The sequence below is a fragment of the Dietzia psychralcaliphila genome, assembly GCF_003096095.1.
Taxonomy (GTDB): domain Bacteria; phylum Actinomycetota; class Actinomycetes; order Mycobacteriales; family Mycobacteriaceae; genus Dietzia; species Dietzia psychralcaliphila.
Genome location: NZ_CP015453.1, coordinates 790,423 through 812,160 on the forward strand (window position 1 = coordinate 790,423; position 21,738 = coordinate 812,160).

At 71.4% G+C, this 21,738-nt stretch carries 20 protein-coding genes and 1 tRNA gene; 12 read left to right on the forward strand and 9 right to left on the reverse strand.

Annotation, left to right across the window (positions count from 1 at the left end; translation table 11 throughout):
• Positions 1 to 4: 4 nt before the first annotated feature.
• The 3 genes from A6048_RS03530 to A6048_RS03540 all read right to left on the reverse strand — a co-directional run bounded on the left by A6048_RS03530 (position 5) and on the right by A6048_RS03540 (position 3,125).
• Positions 5 to 1,453 (reverse strand): alpha,alpha-trehalose-phosphate synthase (UDP-forming), encoded by a 1,449-nt coding sequence (locus tag A6048_RS03530; RefSeq protein ID WP_107748798.1) that lies wholly within the window; start codon positions 1,451 to 1,453, stop codon positions 5 to 7.
• 31 nt (positions 1,454 to 1,484) lie between these two features.
• Complete coding sequence (locus A6048_RS03535; RefSeq protein ID WP_107748799.1) at positions 1,485 to 1,673, reverse strand: hypothetical protein; 189 nt, start codon at positions 1,671 to 1,673, stop codon at positions 1,485 to 1,487.
• A 69-nt stretch (positions 1,674 to 1,742) separates the two neighbouring features.
• Positions 1,743 to 3,125: a threonine/serine exporter family protein gene (locus tag A6048_RS03540; RefSeq protein ID WP_107748800.1), complete on the reverse strand. Its 1,383-nt coding sequence runs from the start codon at positions 3,123 to 3,125 to the stop codon at positions 1,743 to 1,745.
• Positions 3,126 to 3,215: 90 nt separating this feature from the next.
• Here A6048_RS03540 and A6048_RS03545 point away from each other — a divergent pair.
• The 3 genes from A6048_RS03545 to A6048_RS03555 all read left to right on the forward strand — a co-directional run bounded on the left by A6048_RS03545 (position 3,216) and on the right by A6048_RS03555 (position 4,197).
• Positions 3,216 to 3,288, forward strand: a tRNA-Thr gene (locus A6048_RS03545).
• A gap of 90 nt (positions 3,289 to 3,378) precedes the next feature.
• Positions 3,379 to 3,786 carry a nuclear transport factor 2 family protein gene (locus A6048_RS03550; RefSeq protein WP_235027456.1) on the forward strand — a complete coding sequence of 136 codons (408 nt, stop codon included), beginning with the start codon at positions 3,379 to 3,381 and terminating at the stop codon, positions 3,784 to 3,786.
• A 3-nt stretch (positions 3,787 to 3,789) separates the two neighbouring features.
• Positions 3,790 to 4,197, forward strand: a complete 408-nt coding sequence (locus A6048_RS03555) for a nuclear transport factor 2 family protein (protein WP_235027457.1) — start codon at positions 3,790 to 3,792, stop codon at positions 4,195 to 4,197.
• Between the two features lie 52 nt (positions 4,198 to 4,249).
• On the opposite strand, the gene A6048_RS03560 is transcribed toward A6048_RS03555, so the two are convergent.
• Complete coding sequence (locus A6048_RS03560; RefSeq protein ID WP_107748802.1) at positions 4,250 to 4,678, reverse strand: HIT family protein; 429 nt, start codon at positions 4,676 to 4,678, stop codon at positions 4,250 to 4,252.
• 127 nt (positions 4,679 to 4,805) lie between these two features.
• Here A6048_RS03560 and A6048_RS03565 point away from each other — a divergent pair, with 127 nt between their 5' ends.
• Both A6048_RS03565 and purD read left to right on the forward strand, forming a co-directional pair.
• Entirely contained in the window at positions 4,806 to 5,510 is a 705-nt protein-coding gene (locus tag A6048_RS03565; protein WP_107748854.1) for a TetR/AcrR family transcriptional regulator, read from the forward strand.
• 72 nt (positions 5,511 to 5,582) lie between these two features.
• Positions 5,583 to 6,839: a phosphoribosylamine--glycine ligase gene (gene purD / locus A6048_RS03570; RefSeq protein ID WP_107748803.1), complete on the forward strand. Its 1,257-nt coding sequence runs from the start codon at positions 5,583 to 5,585 to the stop codon at positions 6,837 to 6,839.
• A 54-nt stretch (positions 6,840 to 6,893) separates the two neighbouring features.
• Here purD and idi read toward each other — a convergent pair whose 3' ends face one another.
• Both idi and A6048_RS03580 read right to left on the reverse strand, forming a co-directional pair.
• On the reverse strand, positions 6,894 to 7,448 hold the full coding sequence (gene idi / locus A6048_RS03575) for an isopentenyl-diphosphate Delta-isomerase (RefSeq protein ID WP_017835303.1): 555 nt from the start codon (positions 7,446 to 7,448) through the stop codon (positions 6,894 to 6,896).
• 44 nt (positions 7,449 to 7,492) lie between these two features.
• On the reverse strand, positions 7,493 to 8,632 hold the full coding sequence (locus A6048_RS03580) for an acyl-CoA dehydrogenase family protein (RefSeq protein WP_107748804.1): 1,140 nt from the start codon (positions 8,630 to 8,632) through the stop codon (positions 7,493 to 7,495).
• A 142-nt stretch (positions 8,633 to 8,774) separates the two neighbouring features.
• On the opposite strand from A6048_RS03580, the gene A6048_RS03585 reads away from it, so the two are divergent.
• From A6048_RS03585 to purB, 6 genes are all read left to right on the forward strand, one after another.
• A complete protein-coding gene (locus A6048_RS03585; RefSeq protein ID WP_107748805.1) occupies positions 8,775 to 10,418 on the forward strand; it encodes an AMP-binding protein in 1,644 nt (547 codons plus the stop codon).
• Positions 10,419 to 10,493: 75 nt separating this feature from the next.
• Positions 10,494 to 11,948 (forward strand): family 43 glycosylhydrolase, encoded by a 1,455-nt coding sequence (locus A6048_RS03590; RefSeq protein WP_107748806.1) that lies wholly within the window; start codon positions 10,494 to 10,496, stop codon positions 11,946 to 11,948.
• A 137-nt stretch (positions 11,949 to 12,085) separates the two neighbouring features.
• The gene (locus tag A6048_RS03595) at positions 12,086 to 13,708 is read left to right on the forward strand and encodes an SLC13 family permease (protein ID WP_235027458.1); all 1,623 of its coding nucleotides are present in this window, start codon (positions 12,086 to 12,088) and stop codon (positions 13,706 to 13,708) included.
• Between the two features lie 22 nt (positions 13,709 to 13,730).
• Entirely contained in the window at positions 13,731 to 14,924 is a 1,194-nt protein-coding gene (locus tag A6048_RS03600; RefSeq protein WP_107748808.1) for an aminotransferase class I/II-fold pyridoxal phosphate-dependent enzyme, read from the forward strand.
• 9 nt (positions 14,925 to 14,933) lie between these two features.
• The gene (locus A6048_RS18185; protein ID WP_159110286.1) at positions 14,934 to 15,077 is read left to right on the forward strand and encodes a hypothetical protein; all 144 of its coding nucleotides are present in this window, start codon (positions 14,934 to 14,936) and stop codon (positions 15,075 to 15,077) included.
• Between the two features lie 21 nt (positions 15,078 to 15,098).
• A complete protein-coding gene (gene purB, locus A6048_RS03605; protein ID WP_107748809.1) occupies positions 15,099 to 16,556 on the forward strand; it encodes an adenylosuccinate lyase in 1,458 nt (485 codons plus the stop codon).
• 76 nt (positions 16,557 to 16,632) lie between these two features.
• On the opposite strand, the gene A6048_RS03610 is transcribed toward purB, so the two are convergent.
• Genes A6048_RS03610 through A6048_RS03620 form a run of 3 tightly spaced genes read right to left on the reverse strand, consistent with a single transcriptional unit; the run spans position 16,633 to position 20,731 of the window.
• Positions 16,633 to 17,289 carry a response regulator gene (locus A6048_RS03610; protein WP_107748810.1) on the reverse strand — a complete coding sequence of 219 codons (657 nt, stop codon included), beginning with the start codon at positions 17,287 to 17,289 and terminating at the stop codon, positions 16,633 to 16,635.
• Positions 17,286 to 18,554: a sensor histidine kinase gene (locus A6048_RS03615; RefSeq protein ID WP_107748811.1), complete on the reverse strand. Its 1,269-nt coding sequence runs from the start codon at positions 18,552 to 18,554 to the stop codon at positions 17,286 to 17,288. The genes A6048_RS03610 and A6048_RS03615 overlap by 4 nt, the downstream gene beginning before the upstream one ends.
• Before the next feature lie 26 nt (positions 18,555 to 18,580).
• A complete protein-coding gene (locus A6048_RS03620) occupies positions 18,581 to 20,731 on the reverse strand; it encodes a serine hydrolase domain-containing protein (protein ID WP_107748812.1) in 2,151 nt (716 codons plus the stop codon).
• A gap of 98 nt (positions 20,732 to 20,829) precedes the next feature.
• Between A6048_RS03620 and A6048_RS03625 the strand changes: the two genes are divergently transcribed.
• On the forward strand, positions 20,830 to 21,693 hold the full coding sequence (locus A6048_RS03625; protein ID WP_107748813.1) for an alpha/beta hydrolase: 864 nt from the start codon (positions 20,830 to 20,832) through the stop codon (positions 21,691 to 21,693).
• The last annotated feature ends 45 nt before the right edge of the window (positions 21,694 to 21,738 follow it).

A 21,738-nucleotide genomic window follows, 5' to 3' on the forward strand; every position in this document is an offset into this window, starting at 1 on the left:
CGACTCACTCGTCGGAGGTGGCGTCCAACGTCTCGAAGAACCGTCGTGCCCACGCGTGGACGTCGTTGCCCAGCACCTGACGGCGCAGCGCCCGCATCCGTCGACGACGGTCGTCCTCCGCCTCGGTGACGGCCGCCATGATGGCGTCCTTGACCCCCTCCAGGTCATGCGGATTGCACAGGTACGCCTGCCGGAGTTCGGCGGCGGCGCCGGCGAACTCGCTCAACACGAGAGAGCCCTCGCCGTCGGTGCAGGATGCCACATACTCCTTGGCCACAAGGTTCATCCCGTCGCGCACGGGAGTGACAAGCATGACGTCGGCGGCCACGTAGAAGGCCGTGAGTTCGGACTTGGGGACGGGGCGGTGGATGTAAGTCACCACGGGGTGCCCGATCTCGCCGAAACTACCGTTGATCCGTCCCACGGACTCCTCGATCCGCGAGCGCATGATCTGGTACTGCTCGACCCTCTCGCGGCTCGGGGTGGCGAGCTGGAGCAGGGTGACGTCGGCGGTCTCGAGCCGCCCCTCCTCGAACAACTCCTCCAGGGCGCGGAGCCGGACGTCGATCCCCTTGGTGTAGTCGAGGCGGTCGACACCCAGAAGCAGGATCTCGGGGGAGCCGAGTTCGGTGCGCAGGCGTTCCGCGCGGGCGCGGGTGCCGCGGTCGCGGGCGGCCGCGTCGATGGAAGCCGAGTCGATCGAGATGGGGAACGCTCCCACCCGGACCCTCCGGTCGTCCACCCGGATCTCGGACGCCCGCCCCCGGGTGGAGCGCAACCGCACCGAGGGGTGGCCGCCGAGCCGGTGGGCGAGGATCCGGAAGTTGTCAGCGCCCCCGGGCAGGTGGAAGCCCACCAGGTCGGCCCCGAGCATCCCCTCGACGATCTCCGAGCGCCACGGCAGCTGCATGAACAACTCGACGGGGGGGAACGGGATGTGGAGGAAGAACCCGATGGTCAGGTCGGGACGCATCTCACGTAACAGGCGGGGGACCAGCAGGAGTTGGTAGTCCTGCACCCAGACCGTGGCGTCGGTGGCGGCGGCCGCGGCGGTGGCCTCGGCGAACCGGCGGTTGATCGCGACGTAGGCGTTCCACCATTCGCGGTGGTACTCGGGGGGGACCACCACGTCGTGGAACAGCGGCCACACCGTGCCGTTGGAGAACCCCTCGTAGTAGAGCCCGACATCCTCGGCGGACAGCGTGACCGAGTGCAGCCGGATGCCGTCGGCGTCGAAGGGCTCGGGGGCGGCGTCCGCCACGCCGGGCCAACCCACCCAGGCGCCGTGGTTGGCCTTGAGGATGGACTCCAGGGCCGTCACCAGCCCACCGGGGCTGGCCTTCCAGTGTTCCCGGCCGTCTTTGTCACGGACGAGGTCGACGGGTAGCCGATTGGCGACGACGACGAAGTCCGCACCGGCGTCCGGCGGCGTCTGCTCGGTCGCGCGCGTCATCCCCGTCCCTTCCGTGATCGCTGTGATGCGGCTAGTCGACGTCGGCAGGGTCGACCTTCTCGGGGCCGATCCCGAGCATCTCGAGCAGCATCAGGCACTCGTCGGCGTCTGCGGCGTACGAGGCCACGATCCTCTGGGCCTGATATGCGGTCTCGTCGGCGACGGGCTCGAGGTCGACGTCGAGCTCGGGCTCCTTGCTGGCCGCTGCGGCGGATGCCATGTGTGTCCTCCCGTGGTCGGTATGGCACGCAGGGCCCGTGTGGGCTCAGGCGTCCGACGTCATCTTACGTCACTGGTCGGCGGCGGCGGACCTGCGCAGATTACGCGTGACCCATTCGCCGAACACGATGCCGGCCGCCAGGGCCACCGCGATCGCCAGGGCCTGGAACATCAGTCCCACACCGATACCGGTCTGGTCACTGGTGAGGGCCGACAGTCCCCGATAGACGGACAGCCCGGGCAGGAGTGGTGTGATCCCCGCGATGGTCACGATCAGTGGCGGGACGGTCGCGATACGGGCGAGGATGCCGCCGAACAACCCCATCGCACAGGCCGCGAGCGCGGAACCCACCACCACGCCCAGCCCGGTCGTCGTGACCACCTGGAAGATGACCATCCCGATCGCCCCGACCGCCGCGGCGAGCCACGTCGCACGCACGGTGGCATAACTGGCCACCGCGAAGCCGGCGGCCCCGACCCCCGCCGCGAAGACGGCGAGATACAGGGGCGCGTTGCCGGAGATGGTCGGGTCGATGGGGGGCGGGGACATGCCCAGTCGCGCGAACACCGCCAGGGCGATCGTGATGCCGCCGAGAACCCCGCCGGTGAGGATCATCGTCTCCACGCCGCGGCCGGCCGACGTCACGGGGAACCCGGTGATGGCGTCCTCGATCGCGCCGACGAGCGTGAGCCCCGCGAGGAGCACGATGATTCCCGCGGCGACGAGTGTGGATGGCTGGATGTCCACGAAGTTGTCGCTCAGGAACACGTAGGCCAACAGCGCCCAGGCGGCCGCGATGAACCCCCCGACGATCTGCTGGAAGAACTTCGGGAGGCGGTGGCCGTCCAGATAGCGGTTGGCGTACATCAGCGCGAACGTCGACACCATGGACAGGAGTCCGGCGAGCGGGCTGCCACCCAGTTGGATGACGACCGCGCAACCGAGCATCGCCCACCCCAGGACCGCGACCCGGAACGAGTGGGGGTGCGGGGAGGCGATGATCTGCTCGACCTCCGCCGTGGCCTGCTCGACGGTCAGTTGGCGCCGCACGATGAGGTCGATGAGCCGGGCGACACGGGTCACCCGGGTCATGTCGATCGTGCGGTAGTTGACCACCCGGATGACGGAGATCGGCGGGCGACCACGTCGGCGGTTCACGCCGATGGTCAACGAGGTGAAGGTGACCTCGACGGTGGCGCCCGGCAGGCCGAACGCCGCCGCGACCGATTCCCCCTGGGCGACGGTGTCCGCCGCGCCCTCCCCGGAGGAGAGGAGGATGCCGGCGATCTCCAGGGCCAGGTTCAGGACGTCGGTGACGGCGCCGTCGTCGTCCAGGTCGACCGGCGCCATCGGTGACAGGGGCGGCTCGACCGCCAGGTCCATCGTGGACTTGCGCAGACCCAGCCACGCCAGGGGGCGGGTGAACGGGGCAGGTGCGTCGCGGATCTCCACGTGGACACCGTAGTCAAGACCGCGGCGGTCGAGAGCGCGGCCCGGGATCCGGTTAGGATGTGAGCCGGACCCCGGCCGTGCCGGAGCCGTGCTGGAGTGGCGCAATTGGTAGCGCACCCGACTTGTAATCGGGCGGTTGCGAGTTCAAGTCTCGTCTCCAGCTCTCACCCGCCGCCCGGTGGAGCCGGGAGTGCGCGCCACGCGCGCGCGGTATACGTTTAGTTTTCTCAGGTTTCTGGGTAGGATGTGGCAGGTGTTCAGCGACGGCGAGGACTCCGGGGGCGTGGACGCTGAGTCCACCCGGCGGATCGCCGAGGCGTGGATGCGCGCGGTCACCTCATGTGACGTGGACGCCGCGCTGGCACTTTCCTCGCCGTCGATCGTCTACTCCAACGGCGGCCACCTCCGTCTCTACGAGGGGCACGACGGAGTGCGTGACATCATCGAGGATGTCGCCCGTATGTCCGGGTTCCTCGACGTGGCCGTCCTGTCGGTGGTGGCGCAAGCGGGGACCGTTGCCCTCCGGCGACTCGAGACCTACACCCTGCCCGAGGGCGGCGTGGAGATCCCGGCACTGGCCTTCGTCGATGTCGCGGACGGTGTGGTCACGCGCTGGGAGGACTACAAGGACTTGCGCACGCTGAACGCGATCGCGGAGTAGACGGTGAACGGGGGCGGTCCGGTGGACTGGGAGGAGCATCAAGTCGACGCCGCCGCGGTGGTCAGGGCGCTCGTCGAAGCCAGGTTCCGGGGGGATGTGACCACGACGACCGCTCTGTGCACGCCCGACATCGTGTTGCGGATCGAGGGGTCTCATGAGGCGCGCGGGCGAGAGGGACTGGCGCACCTGATGGAGTTCAACCGAGAGGTCGCCACCAACGTGCGTGTCGAGATTCACCGGGTCATGGCATCGGGTGACACCGTCGCGATGAGCAGGACCATGTTCCTCACCATCAACGGGCAGGCCGTCGAGCTCAGCGCGGGCGCGTTCTTCACGTTGCGTGACGGCCTGGTGCGGGAATGGAGTGACTACCTGGACATGAGCGAGGTGGCGCGCGCGCTCGGGCACTGAGCCGGTCACCCGCCCGACCCGACCACCGGGGCGGCGAGTCGGGGTGGGCCGGTCAGTCCCCGGGAACGAACTCGTCGTGGCCGAGTTCCCGCAGAGCGCGACGGATCGTCGCGGCCGCCGCGTCCGACTCCTCCGCCGGGGCGTCGGGGTCCGCGCGGGACAGGTCGAAGCCGGACATGTCGTCGGCGGGGAAGACGTGGATGTGGGTGTGTGGGACCTCGAAACCCGCGATCAGATAGCCGGCCCGCGACGCCCCGAAACCCTCGACGACGGCCTCGCCGACCGCCTGGGCGACCTCGTTGAGCCGCGCCCACAGCCGGGGGTCGAGGTCGGTCCAGCGGTCGATCTCCTCTCGCGGGACGATGAGGGTGTGGCCGGCCGCGACGGGCGCGATCGTGAGGAAGGCGACCACCTCGGGGTCCTCCCAGACGAACCTGCCCGGCAGCTCACCGGAGATGATCTTGCTGAAAACGGTCGACATGCTCCCAGCCTACGTACCCGGGGCGGCCGGTTGCCGCTGATGCGCGGTGGCTCGTGGTGTAATGAGGGGTACGCCACCCGGACAACGAGCGGCGAACGGTCCTTAGAGGATGGCGGAGGGACGGCAGATGATCGAGGCAACGGCACCGACGGCAGACGACACCGTCAAGAAGAAGTCCTACCACCACGGTGACCTGCGGAACGCGATCATCCACGAGGCCACCACGCGGGCGAGGTCCTCGGGGGAGAAGGCGATCGTGCTGCGGGAGATCGCGCCGGTCATCGGGGTGTCGGCCACCGCCGCCTACCGACATTTCACCAACCGGCAGCAGCTGGTCGAGGAGGTCTCGGCCCGCGGGTTCGCCGCGATGGGTGAGCGTGTCGCCCTCCCGGGGGTCACCGGCGCGGAGTCGGCCCCGGGGCTCGCGGCCTACCTGGACCTCCGCAACGCGGGGATCGCGATCGTGGCGTTCACGGTCGCGGAGCCCGCCTGGGCGCGGATGATGATCGAGACTCTGGGGGAGTCGCCGACGGTCGGGTTCGCTGCGTCGGATGTCACCGACATCATGCAGCAGATCGTCGACCGCGGGATCGCCGCGGGGATCTTCCGTCCGGGGACGAGGATCAGGGACCAGCGCGTCCTGTGGGCGGGGATCGACGGCCTCTGTTCGCACGCGATGTTCGGGCTCAAGCCGATGGGGACCCCGGAGGCGGACCACGCGACGGCGCGCACGCTCGATCTCTGCATGACGGACATGCTCACCGCGGAGGGGCTGCGGGTCCGCGATGAGGCCACGTTGCCGGACGGGATCGCGACCGACCTGCCGAGCTGAGGTCCACCCGACGACGCCCGCACCGGCCGTGCCGGGTCACGTCGCCCGGGGGGCGCGACTACTGTGGTCGCTGTGCGAATTCTCGTGATCGGTTCCGGTGCCCGTGAGCACGCCATCCTCGTCGCCCTCGCCGCGGACCCCGCGGTGACGGAGCTCCACGCCGCGCCGGGCAACCCCGGCATGGTGCAGGCCACGTGTCACGACGCGTCGGTGACGGATCCCTCGGCGGTCTCCGCGTTGGCACGGCGGCTGGAGGTGGACCTGGTCGTCATCGGCCCCGAGGTGCCGCTGGTGGCGGGGGTGGCCGATGCCCTCCGCGCGGCCGGCGTCCCGGTGTTCGGTCCCTCGGCCGAGGCCGCCCGGATCGAGGGCTCCAAGGCCTTCGCCAAGGACGTCATGGCCGCGGCGGGGGTCCGCACGGCGCGCGCCGAGGTCGTCGACTCGCCCGCCGACCTGGACGAGGCGCTCGACCGGTTCGGCCCCACCTGGGTGGTCAAGGACGACGGCCTCGCGGCCGGCAAGGGGGTCGTGGTCACGCCCGACCGCGCCGCCGCGCACGCCCACGCGCTCGCCTGCCTGGACGACGGGCACCCGGTTCTGCTCGAGTCCTTCCTCGACGGCCCCGAGGTGTCGCTGTTCTGTCTCGTGGACGGCGAGACGGTGGTCCCGCTCCTCCCCGCTCAGGATCACAAGCGTGTCGGGGAGGGGGACCGCGGACCCAACACCGGCGGGATGGGTGCCTACACCCCCCTGCCGTGGCTGCCGCAGGGGATGGTCGACCGGATCGTCTCCGAGGTGTGTGAGCCGGTCGCCCGCGAGATGGTCGCACGGGGATGCGGCTTCTCCGGTCTCCTGTACGCGGGTCTGGCGATCACCGCGTCCGGCCCCGAGGTCGTGGAGTTCAACTGCCGTTTCGGTGATCCCGAGACGCAGGCGGTCCTGGCGCTACTGGAGTCGCCCCTCGGGCAGGCCCTCCACGCGGTGGCCACCGGCCGTCTCGCCGAGCTGCCTCCGCTGGTGTGGCGCGACGGCGCCGCCGTGACCGTCGTGCTGGCCGCGGAGAACTACCCGTCCTCGCCACGCCGGGGGGACGTGATCGAGGGCGCCGAGCAGCCGGGGGTCTTCCACGCCGGGACGGCCCGGGACGAGAACGGGCGACTGGTCTCGGCCGGGGGGCGGGTCCTGTCGGTCGTCGGGACCGGTCCCGACCTCGCCGCCGCGCGCGCGGAGGCCTACCGGATCCTCGACGGGGTCGAGCTGGGCGGCGGTCACTTCCGTCGCGACATCGGCCTGGCGGCCGAGGAGGGACACATCAGCATCCCGGGCTGACGGCGGCAGCCCGCCGGGCTGACGGCCGATCCGCCGTGCTGAACGCGTCCGTCCTCAACGAGCGTAGAGGGCCATGCGCGGCGCCTGTGCGACCAGCCAGGGGCTGAACGCGAACGGCGTCGCGTCGATGGCCTTGCGTACGTCCTCGGGCCGGGCCCAGTGGTGGGCGCACACCTCGTCCGCCCGCGGGGCCAGGTCGGCGCGGATGCGGGCGGTGAACACGGGGCAGATCTCGTTCTCCACGATCCCGGAGTCGTCCACCGCCCGGTACCGGAAGTCCGGCAACGCCGGCTCGATCCCGTCCACGCGCGTCCCGAGTTCCTGTTCCGCCCGTCGCACTATCGCCTCGGCGGGGTCCTCGCCCGGTGCGGGGTGACCGCAGAACGAGTTGGTCCACACACCCGGCCAGGCGCGCTTGTGCAGCGCGCGACGGGTGAGCAGGACGCGGCCCTCCTCGTCGACCACGTGGCACGAGAACGCCAGGTGCAGCGGGGTGTCGGTGGTGTGGACGGTGGCCTTGTCCGCGGTGCCGACGGGCTGGCCGTCCTCCGAGAGGAGGACCACGTACTCGGTGCCCGCGGGAGCGGAGGCGTCGGGGAGGGAGGACATGCCGCCAACCTTAGGCGCTCCGGGCCGGACGGGCCGCCGGGGACTCAGACGGCGAGGTCGCGGGCGATCACCAGTCGCTGGATCTGGTTGGTGCCCTCGAAGATCTGGGTGATCTTGGCCTCGCGCATGTACCGCTCCACGGGGAACTCCCGGGTGTAGCCGACGCCGCCGAGCACCTGGACCGCGTCCGTCGTGACCTTCATCGCCGCGTCCGTGGCGGTGAGCTTGGCGATCGAGGCCTGGCGGGAGTAGGGACGGCCGGCGTCCTTGCGCCGGGCGGCGTCGAGGTACGTGGCGCGGGCGGAGGTCACGGCCGCGGCCATGTCCGCCAGCAGGAAGCCCAGGCCCTGGTGGCCGATGATGGTCTTGCCGAACGCCTCGCGCTCATTGGCGTAGGCGACCGCGTCGTCGAGTGCCCGCTGCGCGATGCCGGTGGCCACCGCGGCGATCCCGAGCCGGCCCGAGTCCAGGGCGGAGAACGCGATGCGCAGTCCGTCGCCCTCGGCGCCCAGGAGACGGGCGGCGTCGACCCGGGCGCCCTCGTAGGCGGCGGTGGTGGTGGGCACGCCGTTCAGGCCCATCTTGTCCTCGGGCTTCCCGAACGTCAGGTTCTCGGTGTCGCGGGGGACCAGGAGACACGAGATGCCGCGGGACCCCTCGCCGGTGCGGACGAAGGTGTTGTACACGTCGGCGATCCCACCGTGTGTGATCCAGGACTTGGTGCCGGTGACCACGAACTCGTCACCCTCGCGCTCGGCGCGGCACCGCAGCGCCGCCGCGTCCGACCCGGCCTGTGGCTCCGAGAGCGAATACGCGCCGATCTGCTCGCCGGCGAGCATCCCGGGCAGCCACTCGGCCTTCTGCTCGTCGGAGCCGGCGGTGGCCAGGGGGAAGCAGGACAGACCGTGCACGCTCGTCGCGACGGCGACAGCCGCCCACCGGGCACCGAGCTCCTCGAGCACCTGCAGGTACACCTCGTACGGCTGGTCGCCGCCGCCGAACTCCTCCGGATAGGGCAGCCCCAGCAGGCCCACCTCGCCGAGTTGCGCGAAGAGCCCCTCGGGATAGGTGTGGTTCCGCTCGTGCTCGGCCGCGATCGGCTCGAGCAGCTTGTCCGCGACCGAGCGGGTCATGTCGAGGAGTTCGTACGCCTCGTCGCTGGGGAGCAGTCGGTCGACGGCCATGGGAGTCCTTCCGGGTACGTGCGGGAATCGTCGGGTGGTCCCATTAGAGTGCACGGCTCCGGAGCAGTCGTACCAGCCCCGAAAGCGGGGGTGCCCGTCGGTGGGTGGTGTGCGGCGGGCCTCTGCAGCAGTATCTGCAGACATGTCTGCAGATACGACCGAGACCACGCCGCCCACCGGCACGCCCCTGTCCCCGGACGAGCTCCTGGCGATCTACGACGTCCCCGGTGCGAGTGCGGCGGAGTTCCTGTGCGACCGCCACGACCCCGACGCCGTGGCCTTCACCGTGATCGACGCCGACCTGTCCGGTCGCGACATCACCTACGGCGAGCTGAAGGTCGGGAGCGAGAAGGTGGCCGCCGCCCTGGCGGCCCTCGGTGTGGGCGAGGGGGACCGGGTCGCCACGCTCATGGCCAAGTCCGCGGACCTGGTGTTCACGCTCATGGGGATCTGGCGCCTGGGCGCGGTGCACATGCCGCTGTTCACCGCGTTCGCCTGGCCCGCCATCGAGATGCGGATCACCGGCGGCGACGCCCGGGTGATCGTGTCCGACGCCGACCAGCGGGGGAAGCTCGAGAGCACGTCCGTCCCGGTGGTCGTGGCCGGGCTGGCGGACTGCCCCGGTGCCCGGGAGGGAGACCTCGACCTCGACACGATCGTCGGCGACCAGGAGCCCGGTCGCGGCGCCGCGGTCACCGGCCCGGACGCCGGGATGGTGATGCTCTTCACCTCGGGCACCACCGGCACCCCCAAGGGGGTCGTCGTCCCCGTCCGCGCGCTCGCCGCGTTCCACCAGTACATCGAGACCGGTCTGGACGTGCGCGCCGACGACGTGTTCTGGAACGGTGCCGATCCGGGCTGGGCGTACGGCCTCTACTACGGCATCCTCGGTCCGCTGGCGGTGGGCCGCCGCAGCCTGCTCCTCCACGCCCGATACACCCCGGAGTTGGCGTTCGCCGTCCTGCAGTACTACGGGGTCACCAACTTCGCGGCGGCGCCGACGGTCTACCGGACGATGCGCGCCAAGCGCGACATCGCGCCGGACGTGAGGCTCCGCCGGGCCTCCGCCGCCGGTGAGCCGCTCACCCCGGAGGTGATCGAGTGGTCGATCGAGCAGTTCGGTGTCGAGGTCCGGGACCAGTACGGCCAGACCGAGCACGGGATGTTCATCATCAACCCCTGGCACGACTCGCTGCGCGAGGACGTCCGTCCCGGGTCCATGGGAGTGCCGCTTCCCGGGTGGGGGTGCACCGTGCTCGCGGCCGACTCCGACGAGACCGCGCCGGTGGGGGAGCTCGGCCGCGTCGCGATCGACGTCCCCGCCAGCCCGCTCATGTGGTTCACGGGGTACCACGACGCGCCCGAGAAGACGGCCGAGCGGTTCAGCGCGGACGGCCGCTGGTACTACACGGGCGACGCGGCCAAGCTCGACGCCGACGGTCATTTCTACTTCTCCAGCCGCGACGACGACGTGATCATCATGTCCGGCTACCGGATCGGCCCGTTCGACGTGGAGTCCGTCCTGGCCAAGCACCCGGACGTGCTGGAGTCGGCGATCATCGGCGTCCCCGACGAACTGGCCGGTGAGGTACTCGAGGCGTACGTCGTGCTGCGCGAGGGTGTCGAGGGTGACGACGACAAGGCGGAGGAACTGCAGAAGTGGGTCAAGACGGAGTTCGCGGCCCACGCGTTCCCCCGGAAGGTCCACTTCGCCCGTGAGCTGCCCAAGACGCCGTCGGGCAAGATCCAGCGGTTCCTGCTGCGCAAGGAGCGCGGGGCGAGATAGAGAGCGCGGAGCGGGGCTCCAACCGGGAGTTACGTACGGTCACATAAAGACGGTTCATGGGTCTATGCTCGGCCGATGAGAATCTCGCGAGGAGCGCGCGCCCTCGGCGCCGCCGCGCTGGCCGTCGTCGTCCCCCTCGTGTCCGCCACCGCGGCGGTGCCCGCGGCCGCGAACCCGGTGATCTCCTCCATCGCCCCGGACCCGTCGGTCCAGAGGGGAGCGGACGGCGCCTTCCACGTCTACGCGTCCTCGGACGACTGGTCGGACGGTGCCGGGTACCGGCTCGTCCCGCACTTCCGGTCCTTCGACCTGGTCGAGTGGGAGTACGTGGGGGACGCCTTCGGATCCCGTCCCTCGTGGGCACCGTCGGGGTCGTACCTGTGGGCGCCGGACGTCCACGTCGCCGACGCCGGAGCGGTCATGTACTACACGACCGGCGGGCCGGCCCCCTGTATCGGGATGGCCACCGCGCCCGGGATCGAGGGCCCGTGGACCCACGGCGGTGCGCCGATCGTCTGCTACGGGGCCGACGCGCCCTATCGGGATCTGGATCCGATGGACCCCGAGGTGGTGTTCACGGCCGACGGCCCGGTCATGTTCATGGGGAACTTCGAGGGGATCCACGCGGTGCGGATGAACCCAGCGGGGACAGCTCTGATCGGCGACCCCGTCCTGGTGGCCGGTACGGGCGTCGAGGCCCCCGCCATCGTCAGCCGCGAGGGCAGGACGCACTTGTTAACCAGTGCTGGACTGTGTTGCAACGGCGAGCAGTCCCAGTACCGGGTGTTGGGTGGCCGCGCCGACGACGTGATGGGCCCGTACTCCGATCGGCAACAGCGCCCGTTGGTGCAGGGGCCGGGTTCCCCGCTGCCCGGCGACGTGATCCTCAAGGGTGACGCCGACTGGGTGGGACCGGGTCACGTCGACGTGACCACCGACGACGCGGGGCAGGACTGGATGCTCTATCACGCCGCCCCCCGCGGCAGCGCCGTGCTCCCCAACGGGGTGCAGCGGAGGTACATGATGCTCGACCGCCTGGACTGGGTCGGCGGGTGGCCCGTGGTCGGGGACGGCACCCCGTCCTCGACCCGGTCCGCCGATCCCGTCGTCTCCCTTCCCGTACGGCTCACGGCGGTGGGTGGTGCGGTGCTCCGGCCGGACCGGGACGGACAGGTGCTCGACGCCTCGGTCCGGATGGACTCGACGGGGTCCGCCTACTCCGGCGACCTGCGCGCCGCGCTCACCGGACCCGACAAGCGCCGGGTCGCGTTGCCCGTGCTCGTCGACGGGCAGGCGCTGCCGTCCGTCCCCCAGGCCGTCGGTGCGGGTGCGACCGTGACCCGCGCGCTGACCCTGCGCCCCGCTGCCCCGATGGCCCCGGGGCGGTACGAGCTCGTCGTGTCCGTGGGCGACGCCGGCGGCCCGGCTCGCGAGCTGGCCGTGTTCGGCCTCGAGGTGGCCCCCGACGGGTCGCTCTCGATGGGCTCGGGGGCGCTCGGTTCGGCGCCGCTGGGGTCGCTCGGGGGCTGATCGGCTGACCCGCGCCGGGATCGCGTTTACGGTGAGTACACGAATTTTCCGGGGGGCCGCTCCGGGACGCGTGGCGCGCGACGGAGAAGGCGATGGCAACCGGCGACCGTGATCGGCCGAGGGGCCGGAGGATGGTCATGGCCCCCCACCTGAGCGGCCTGGACCCGGACCCGGACCGCGGCGCGGAGATCGAGCAGAAGTCGCCCGGTGAGCGCGACGGCGCCGTGCCCCGCGGCGAGTTCGTCCGCAGGGTGATCGGGACCGTCGCCGGGGTCGCGGCCGCGGTGCTGGTCTACACGGTCATGCCGGGGGACCTGGAGCACAACGCGCGACTGACCGCTGCCGTGGCGGTGCTGCTGGGGATCTGGTGGATGACCGAGTGCATCCCCATCCCCGCCACGGCGCTGGTGCCGCTCATCGCGTTCCCGGTGCTGGGTCAGGACATCTCGGTCGACGACGTCGGCGCCCAGTACGGCAACAACATCATCTTCCTGTTCATGGGCGGATTCCTCATCGCGATCGCCATGCAGAGGTGGAACCTGCACCGACGGATCGCCCTGCTGACGGTCCGGGCGATGGGCACCCGCTCGACACGGGTCATCGCCGGGTTCATGATCGCGACCGGCTTCCTGAGCATGTGGGTGTCCAACACCGCCACGGCCGTGATGATGCTGCCGATCGGCGTCTCCGTCCTCATGCTCGCCTCCGAACTGGGCGGGAACGGGTCCGGAGGGCAGGAGGACGACCCCGAGGGGTCGATGCCCCGGATGGACTCCTCGTCGGACCCGACGTCCGACGAGGTCAAGAAGGCCGTCATCCGGTCGAACTTCGGGACCGCCCTCATGTTGGGCATCGCTTACGCCGCGTCGATCGGATCGCTGGCGACGATCATCGGAACCCCGCCCAACACCCTGCTCGCCGGCTACCTCGAGAGCGAGCACGGCATCATCCTGGGTTTCGGCCGGTGGATGATGGTGGGTCTCCCACTGTCGACCGTGATGCTCCTGGTCGCCTGGTTCCTGCTCACCAAGGTGCTGTTCACGCCGGAGGTGGAGCGGATCCCCGGGGGGCGGCAACTGTTCGACGACGAGCTGCGCAGCCTCGGCCCCATCTCGTCGGGCGAGAAACGCGTCCTGGCCGTGTTCGTCGCCGCCGCCGTCGCGTGGGTGACCGTGCCGTTGGTGTGGGAGGACCCGCCCGTCTCCGACGCGGGGATCGCGTTGATCGCCGGACTCGTGCTGTTCCTGCTCCCCGCCGGCACCGCGCGTGGCGTTCGCCTGTTGACGTGGGAGGCCGCGCTCGCCCTGCCCTGGGGGGTGCTCCTGCTCTTCGGCGGCGGGCTGGCGCTGTCGGCCCAGTTCTCCGGGTCCGGGCTCACCGACTGGATCGGTGAGAAGTCCGCCGCCCTCGGTGGCCTGCCGGTCGTCCTGCTGGTCGTCGTCGCCGCCGGCGGGGTCCTCATCCTGACCGAACTGACCAGCAACACCGCGACCGCTGCGACGTTCCTGCCGGTCGCGGGTGGGGTGGCGCTGGGTCTCGGGCTCGACCCGATGCTGCTGGCGGTCCCGGTCGCCCTGGCCGCCACCTGCGCGTTCATGCTGCCGGTGGCGACCCCGCCCAACGCCATCGCGTACGGATCCGGATACGTGACGATCGGCCAGATGATCCGCGGCGGGGTGTGGCTCAACCTCGTGGGGATCGTGCTCATCACGCTCGTCACCATGACCCTCCTGGTGTGGGTGTTCGGACTGACCTCCTGACGGGGGCGATAGCGTCGGGGGCATGAGCGTCGCGCGTACCCCCTCTCTCAGGTCGGCCGTCGAGCCGTTCCACGTCATGAGTGTCCTGGCCGCGGCGGCGCGGCGTCAGGAGACCCACGGCGACGTGATCTCCCTGTGTGCCGGGCAGCCCTCGACCCCGGCGCCCGGGCCGGTGCTGGAGGCCGCACGGCGCGCGGTGGACGGCGAGATCCTCGGCTACACCGAGGCGATCGGAATCCGACCGCTCCGGGAGGCGATCGCGGACCACCACCGGCGGGTGGACGGTGTCGAGGTGACCGCCGACGACGTCGTCGTCACCACCGGGTCGTCCGGCGGATTCACGGTGCTCTTCCTGGCCGCGTTCGATCCCGGGGACACCGTCGTCATGGCCCGCCCCGGGTACCCCGCCTACCGCAACACCCTCCAGGCCCTGGGCTGCCGCGTCCACGAGATCGCCTGCGGCCCCGGGACCCGGTACCAACCCACGGTCGCGCAGCTCGAGGCGGTCACGGTGGAGCTGGGCCACCCACCCGCCGGCCTCATCGTGGCCAGTCCCGCCAACCCGACCGGGACGATCATCGACGCCGCCGAGCTCGCCGCCCTCGCGCGCTGGTGCGAGGCCAACGGCACGTTGCTGGTCAGCGACGAGATCTACCACGGCGTCACCTACGGCCGGGAGTGCGCGAGCGCATGGCGGACGAGCCGCGAGTCCGTGGTGATGGGCTCGGTGTCCAAATACTTCTCCATGACCGGCTGGCGGATCGGGTGGATGCTGCTGCCGCGGTACCTGGGCGCCCCCGTGGACCGGCTCATCGGCAACCTCACCATCTGCCCGCCCGCGCACGCCCAGTTCGCCGCCGTCGCCGCGTTCACCGAGGACTCGGCAGGCGAGCTCGACTCACACGTGGAGCGGTACGCCCGGAACCGCGAGCTCGTGCTGCGCCGACTCGCCGGACTCGGGGTGGGGGAGACCGCACCTCCCGACGGAGCCTTCTACACCTACTTCGACGTCTCGCAGTGGACCGACGACTCGGTGGCGTGGTGCGCGGAGATCCTCGAACGCACGGGGGTCGCGCTGACACCCGGCGTCGACTTCGACACCGTCGATGGTCGGCACACGGTGCGCCTGAGCTTCGCCGGGGACACCGCCGAGATCGCCGAGGCGATGGACCGACTGGAGGCCGTACTGGTCCCGCGTCAGCCGCCCACGGGTTAACGTCGGCGCATGGGTTCCGCCGAGATCATCACCACCATCGTCTACATCACCCGCCCGTGGCTGTTGCTCGAGGCGCCGCTGACGGTGGATCAGGTCTACCTCAACGCGCGCGAGATCCTCGCCGGGTCCACCGGCGGCTCGATGATCTCCTGACCGGGCTGCGATACTGGGGGCGTGACCGCCCAGAACGCCGTACCCGCCCGGGCCACCAAGCCCCGGATCTCCAACGTCCTCGCCTCGCGCTACGCGAGCGCCGACCTGGCCACTCTGTGGTCCGCCGAGCACAAGATCGTGCTCGAGCGGCAGCTGTGGATCGCCGTCCTGCGCGCTCAGCGTGATCTGGGAGTCACCGTTCCCGACGGTGTGATCGAGGCCTACGAGGCCGTGATCGATCGCGTGGACCTGGCGTCGATCGCCGAGCGCGAGCGGGTGACCCGGCACGATGTCAAGGCCCGGATCGAGGAGTTCAACGCCCTCGCCGGACACGAGCAGATCCACAAGGGAATGACGAGCCGGGACCTCACCGAGAACGTCGAGCAGCTCCAGGTGATCCGCTCCCTCGAGTTGGTCCGCGACCGCGGGGTGGCAGCGGTTCGCCGGTTGGCCGAGCACGCGGTGGCGCACCGCGACCAGGTGATGGCCGGCCGCAGCCACAACGTCGCCGCGCAGGCCACCACCCTGGGCAAGCGCTTCGCCTCCGCGGCCGATGAGCTGCTGTTGGCGCTCGAGCGGGTCGACTCACTGATGGAGCGGTACCCCCTGCGCGGTATCAAGGGCCCGATGGGCACCGCGCAGGACATGCTCGACCTGCTCGGGGGCGACGCCGGGAAGATGTCGGAGCTCGAGAGCCGCATCGCCGGGCACCTGGGCTTCTCCCGGACCCTGGACTCGGTCGGCCAGGTGTACCCGCGGTCCCTCGACCACGAGGTCGTCTCCGCGCTGGTCCAGTTGGGCGCCGGCCCGTCCTCGCTGGCCCACACGATCCGGCTGATGGCCGGACACGAGCTGGTCACCGAGGGTTTCCAGCCCGGCCAGGTCGGGTCGTCGGCGATGCCGCACAAGATGAACACCCGGTCCTGCGAGCGGGTCAACGGGCTCCAGGTGGTCCTCCGCGGGTACGGCTCCATGGCCGCCGAGCTCGCCGGCGCGCAGTGGAACGAGGGCGACGTCTTCTGCTCGGTGGTGCGTCGTGTCGCTCTGCCGGATGCGTTCTTCGCGCTGGACGGCATGTTCGAGACCTTCCTGACGGTCCTCGACGAGTTCGGCGCCTACCCCGCGGTGATCGACAAGGAGCTCCAGCGCTACCTGCCGTTCCTCGCCACCACCAAGGTCCTCATGGCCGCCGTGCGGGCAGGAGTCGGCCGCGAGGTCGCGCACGAGGCGATCAAGGAGAACGCGGTCGCGGTGGCGCTGGCGATGCGGGAGGAGGGGCGTGAGCCCGACCTGCTGGACCGGTTGGCGGCGGACGACCGGTTGCCGCTGGACCGCTCGGCGCTCGACGCGGCCCTGGCCGACCGCGCGGCGTTCGTCGGTGCGGCGGGGGACCAGGTCGACGCGGTGGTCGCGAGAGTCGAGGCCCTGGTGGGCCGCCACCCGGAGGCCGCCGGCTACACGCCGGGTTCGATCCTCTAGAGCGTGCCCTCAGCGCCGTGACCAGGTGACGCGGGGCGACGCGGGCGACGCGGTCCAGCTGTGTCGAGCCGGCCGCTCACCGGCCGCCGGCGACCCCCGTCCGGTAGGCCCACACCACGGTCTGCAACCGGTCCCTGGTCCCGAGCTTGGTCATGGCGCGCCCCAGGTGCGACTTCACGGTCGACGGCTCGACGTGGAGGGCGGCGGCGATCTCGGCGTTGGACATGCCGTCGGCGAGAAGCCGGACGATGTCGCGTTCGCGGGGGGTGAGGGGGCCGGCCGCCTCCACCGGGTCTGGGGCGGGGCGCCGGCGGGCGAACTCGGCGATCACGCGGCGGGTCACGGCCTGGTCGACCATTCCCTCACCGTGGGCGAGGCGGCGGATGGCGTGGGCGAGGTCCGAGGGGTCGCAGTCCTTGAGGATGAACCCGCTGGCCCCGGCCTCGAGGGCCCCGAACACGTAGTCGTCGAGGTCGAAGGTCGTCACGACGAGCACCGCGGGCAGGTCGCCGTCCCGTTCGGCGACGATCCGCCGGGTGGCGGTCAGTCCGTCGCCTCCGGGCATCCGCACGTCCATACACACGACGTCGGGCCTGGTGCGACGCACCATCGTGACGGCCTCCGGACCACTGGCCGACTCCCCGACCACGTCGAGGTCCGCGGCCTCCTCCAGCAGTACCCGGAACCCGGCCCGCACCACCGCCTGGTCGTCGACCAGTGCCACCCGGATCATGCGCGTCCCCCGCCATCGGTGGCCACGGGGACCCGCAGGCGCACCCGCCACCCGCCGTCGTCGGTCCCGCCCACGTCGAGGGTCCCCCCGACGAGGGCGGCGCGTTCCCGCATGACTGCCAGTCCGGCCCCGCCGTGAGGCCCACGAGCCGGTGCCGACCCCTCGGGGGCCGGGCCGTTGTGCACCTCGAGCATCACCCCGTGGGCCTCGTAGGTGACCCGCACCGTCACGTCCGCGCCGCCCGCGTGCTGCCGGGCGTTCGTCACAGCCTGCTGCGCGACCCGGAACACCGACACGTCGGCGAGGGTCGGCAAGGGGACCGGGTTGCCGACGTACTCGAGGGTCACGTGATCACCGAGGGCCCGGGCGGTGCGGGTCAGGTGGTCGAGGGCCGCGATCCCCGGCACGGGCGCCAGGCCGTCCCCGTCCCCGTCCTCCCCGGAATCCTCGCGCAGCAGCCCCACCATCTGCCGCAGGTTGTCGAGGGTCTCGCGGCCCTGGTCCCGCAGCCACACGGCCCCGGCGCGCGCGGCGTCGGGGTCCCGGGCGACGAGCCGTTCCACGGCCGCGGCCTGGACGACCATCCCCGACAGGTGGTGGGCGGCCACGTCGTGCAGCTCGCGGGCCAGGCGTGCCCGCTCCTCGGCGACGGCCGTGCGTACCCGGGTGTCCCGGTCGCGCTCGAGCTGCTCGGCGCGCTCCTGGACGAGCCGCAGGTGATCGCGCCTGGTCGCGAGATACACCCCCAGCAGCACCGATGCCATCCACACCACCACCGAGGAGGTCACGTGCTCGACCGCCGTCCCGATCCCCGCGCCCCGGGTGAGGGAGACCACCGCGATCGCCACGGACTCGACCGCAGCCGCGGCACCGGCCATCCGCACCGCCCGCCCGGCGGGGAACAGCGTCCCTATTGTCACCGCGACAACGACCCCCGCGACGCTCCGCACCGAGACCTCGGGGTCGAGCGCCACCAGAGCGACCTGCGTCGCGATCGTCACCCACACGCACAACCCCACCCGCACGCGGCGCAGCACGAGAGCCAGGGACTGGACCACGACGATCACGACGAACCACGTCACCGTCCCCTCGCGGGGCGAGAGGTCGGCCGGGGCGTGCCTCATGGCGGTCAGGACCGCCACGGCCATGACTGCGGCGATCGACACCGCGAGCAGCGCGTCACGGGCCACCGGCCCGCGTACCCCCAGCCGGGTCAGGCGTGCATCCCACCAGACCCCGGGGGCAGTGAGCTGGTCGGTGCGCATGACGGACATCCTGTCGTACCGGGCCGTCAGTAGCTGATGTCAGGGGACACGAGCAGGAACTCGTACGCGCCGACCGAGAACGCGGCGAACCCCAGCAGCACCACGGCTGCGGTACTCATCCGGAACCAGCCCGAGCGGGTGCGGACCTCGGCGGTCACCCGCCACGCCGCCGCCAGGAACCCGAGCATCCCGAGGGCGGTGAGCACCTGCGCCACCCGGATCACGGCGGTCGGCACCGGTTCCATGCCCAGTACGGAGACAAAGACGTATACCCAGGTGAGGAGCCCCAGCACGGCCGACAGTGCGGTGACCCGGGTCAGGGTGCGCGGAAGCCAGGTCGGGCCACGGTGCGGGAGATGACCGTCCGGGCCCGCGCCGCCCGGGACCCCGCCGTCCGGGACACCGTCGTCCGGGCTCCCGCTGTTCGGTGTCCGACGCCGGGTGCGCACCCACCGGACGAGGGCACCGGCGGGCCACGCGAGGACGGTCACCAGGAGCAGCACGACACCGCCGGCGAGGGCCGGCAGCGCCACGGCCCGGACCGTGGTCAACGGCACCAGTGACATCGCCGAATCGTGGCCGATGAGCTGGACCCGGCCCTCGGCGTCCGTTCGCACCGAGAGGACACGGTTGCCGTCGACCTCCCGGTACAGCCACGGTTCGACCTCCTCGTAGACGGTGGGGCGCAGCCCCACACCGGCGGAGAACAGCACCCGGTCACCATCGACGACCTCGGCCTGTATCGGCTGGAGGGGCCCGGCGACGGTGAGGAAGGTGGTGTGGAACCCGCGCGTGCTCTCGTAGGTGCCGGCCAGGGCCCGGGCGTGGGCCGCCCGGGTCGTGGCGTCGACCGTGCCGGGGGCGGACTCGACCGCGGGGAAGTACCGGTCTGCGAAGCCGTCGAGAAGGTCCTCGCGCAGGAGTAGTGCGGCGGCGTCGGTGCCGGTGCTGTTGAAGGACACGAAGACGCCCGTGTCGTCGTCGGGCCACAGCTGCGCGTGGGAATGGAAGGCGAGGGTGTCACCGCCGTGCCCTGCGACGGTCCGACCGTTGCGGGACTCGTCGAACCAGCCCAGACCCATCCGCGGACCGGCGGCTAGGGCCCCCAGGGTCCCTGCGTCGAGGGCGGGTTCCCGCATCAGCTGACGGGCGTCGTCCCCGAGGATCTCTGTGCCGGTGCCGGTGCCGGTGCCGGTGCCGGTGGGGTGACCGAGATGCGCGAGCATGAACCGGGCCATATCCGTGGCCGTCGCGCTCAACGAGCCGGCGGGTGGTACCCCGACCACCTCGAAGGGGATCGCGTCGTCGTCCGATGTCGGGTACCCCAGGGCGACGTCCGCTGCCAGGTGGTCCGGGAGAGGTTGGGCGAAGGACGAGGACGTCATCCCGGCGGGGGCGAGGATGTTCTGGTCGACGTACTCCTCGAACGGCACGCCGCTCACGGCCTCGACGACGTACCCGGCGAGCGCGTTGCCGTAGTTCGAGTACGCGGGCGTGGTGCCCGGTTCGTACACCTGGGCGGGTGGGTCCTCCACCAGGGAACGGCGCAGGTCCACGCCCACCCCCTGCGAACCGAAGAGCCCGGCGGCGCGCTCCTCGTAACCGGGGGTGTGGCTGAGCAGGTGCCGCAACGTCACCGGGTGCTCGTGGGGCAGGCCCAGACCGGTGTACTGCTCGACGTCCGTGTCCAGGTCGACCTCGCCGCGTTCAACGAGCTGCATGACGGCTGTCGCGGTCACGACCTTCGACACCGACCCCACCCGGAACAGGGTGGTTTCCGGGTCGACGGCGGTGCCGGCGGTGACGTCGGCCTCGCCGAACCCACGGGCGGTGAGGATCTCGCCGTCGTGCACGACGGACACCGTCGCCCCCGCGATCCGGCCGGACTCGAGCGCTGCCGGGATCGTCCGGTCGAGCCACGCGTCGACGTCGGCGCGGGTCATACCCTCGGTGGAGGCCGGTGGGGCGGGCGTCGGGTCGGGTGGTGGTTCCGCCGACCCGCATGCGCCGAGCGTCGCGAGGACGACCGCGCCGAGCACGGCGGCCCCGGCACGGCGTGCGCCACGGCGACGGGACCTGGGTACCGGCGCCGGGACTGGGGGAGTGGTGACCACGGGGACCTCCTGTGCGGTGAGCGACCGGACGGGTTCCGGGCGGATCTCTGGGCCTGACTCCATGCTGGTCCACGCATGGCCCCGGGTCTTGAGGCCTGAGGAGGAAACCCGGTTGCGACCTTTGGGGGAGATAGAGGGCCTCCGGGCGCTAGTCTCGGCGCATGCGCGAGACCGTCATCCCCATCCCCGGCACCTCAGGCCTGCAGGCGACCCTGCACCACGCCGAGGAACCCCGAGCGCTGTTGCTCCTGGTCCACGGCTTCGGGGAGCACTCCGGGCGGTACGGGCGGACGGTGGAGTTCCTGGTGGATCGCGGCGTCAACGTGGTCACCTACGACCTCCGGGGCCACGGCACGGCTCCGGGGCCGCGGGCCAGGGTCGCGACGGAGGCCCACATCCGGGACAACCTGGCCGTCCGCGACGCCGTCCTGGAATGGTGCCGCTCCCCGGAGGGCGGCGGGACCGAGTCCCTCCCGCGACTGCTGATGGGGCACTCGATGGGCGGACTGATAGCGGGGGAGTCCGGTCTCCGGCGACCGTGGGACCTGGCGGGTCTGATCCTGTCCTCGCCCGGCCTCGTCGTCGGCGAGGGAACCCCCGCGCCGCTCCGGGCGGCGGCCCCGGTGATCGCCCGCCTCCTCCCGTTCCTCCCGGTGGAGAAGCTGGACCCTCGTGAGATCTCCCGCATCCCCGAGTACGTGGCGGACTACACCTCGGACCCGCTCGTACATCACAAGGGGGTGCCGGCCCTCACCGCCGGGACGTTGCTCGCGGGCGGACAGAAGTTCCTGGGGCGCTCGAGCGCCCTGCGGCTGCCGACCCTGGTGATCAACGGATCAGCGGACTCCATCACCTCACCCAAGGGCGCCCGGCGGTTCGCCCAGGTCGCGGGATCGGACCACGACCCGCGACCGGAGATCACCTACCGGGAGTTCGAAGGCGGGCTGCACGAGCTGTTCAACGATCTGTGCGCGGACGAGGCGTACGCGGCGCTCGGGGAGTGGCTGGACGCGCGGCTGGGCTGACGTCGGGTTCGCGACGCGGGGCGCACCGGACTCCGGTGCGCCCCG